This is a genomic window from Halomonas sp. (assembly GCF_031581305.1).
In the GTDB taxonomy this organism is placed as follows: Bacteria; Pseudomonadota; Gammaproteobacteria; order Pseudomonadales; family Halomonadaceae; genus Halomonas.
The window spans coordinates 1-1,132 of record NZ_JAVLBC010000336.1 but is presented as its reverse complement, the minus strand read 5'-3'; the positions used below and the strand labels follow the sequence as shown (position 1 = coordinate 1,132).

The following is a 1,132-nucleotide window of genomic DNA, read 5'->3' as shown; positions in this document are numbered from 1 at the left end:
GTCGATGTCCAGCGACCAGCGCACCCGTCGTGCTTCGGGGCGGCCCTCCAGCCAGGCGACCAGCCAGCCCCCGGCCTCGTGCAGCTGACTGCGGCGATCGGCGGCCAGCATCAGCTGCAGGTGATAGCGGTTCTGACGCCGTTCCATGGGGGCCGGGACCGGCCCCAGGCAGTCGACGTCGAGGCCTTGCTCGCTGATCCGTTGTCGCAGGGCCTCGGCGGCCAGGCCACCCAGGTCGACCACGGCCCTCTCGTGGGGCGCCTCGAGACGCAGCAGGGCCAGGAAGCGGAAGGGCGGTAGCCTGGCGGCCCGTCGCTCCTCCAGCAGCTGGCTGGCGAGGGCGTCGTAGCCACGCTCGGCCAGCAGGCGCAGGTGAGGGTCGTCGGTGTGCAGGGTCTGCACCAGCACCCGGCCGGGATGGGCGGCGCGGCCGGCGCGGCCCGCCACCTGCTCGAGCAGTTGGGCGCTATGCTCCAGCGCCCGGAAGTCGCTGGCATAGAGTCCCGCGTCGGCATTGACTACCACCACCAGGGTGACATGGGGCAGGTGGTGCCCCTTGGCCAGCATCTGGGTCCCCACCAGCAGGCAGGGTGCGCCTCGGCGCACCTCGGTCAGCATCTGCTCGAGGGCGTCGCGGCGTCGGGTGCTGTCGCGGTCGATGCGGTGTACCGGCACCTTGGGGAACAGTGACGCCAGGGTTTCCTCGGTGCGCTCGGTGCCACTGCCCAGGGGGCGCAGGTCGATGCTGCCGCACTCGGGGCAGGCGTCGGGGAAGGCGCGGCGACGGTCGCAGTGGTGGCAGGCCAGCAGCGGGGGCTGCCGGTGCAAGGTCATGCGGGCATCACAGTGGTCGCACTCGGCCATCCAGCCGCAGGCGTGGCAGGCCAGGGTGGGGGCGAAACCGCGTCGGTTGATGAAGACTAGCACCTGGTGGCCGGCGGCCAGGGTCTCACGGACCGTTTCGATCACTGGCGGGATCAGTCCGCCCTGGCGGCGGCGGCCGCGGAGGTCGACGAGCTCGAGGCGCGCCGGGGCATGGCGGCTCGCCCGGCGGGTCAGGCGCAGGTGGCGGTAGTCGCCGTGCAGCGCCCGTTGCAGGGACTCCAGCGATGGGGTGGCACTGCCCAGCAGC

At 72.6% G+C, this 1,132-nt stretch carries 1 protein-coding gene; it reads right to left on the bottom strand.

Annotated features, from left to right (window positions below; all coding sequences use genetic code 11):
* On the bottom strand, positions 1–1,132 hold a 1,132-nt coding region (gene priA, locus RI841_RS16455), incomplete at both ends, for a primosomal protein N' (RefSeq protein ID WP_310706705.1).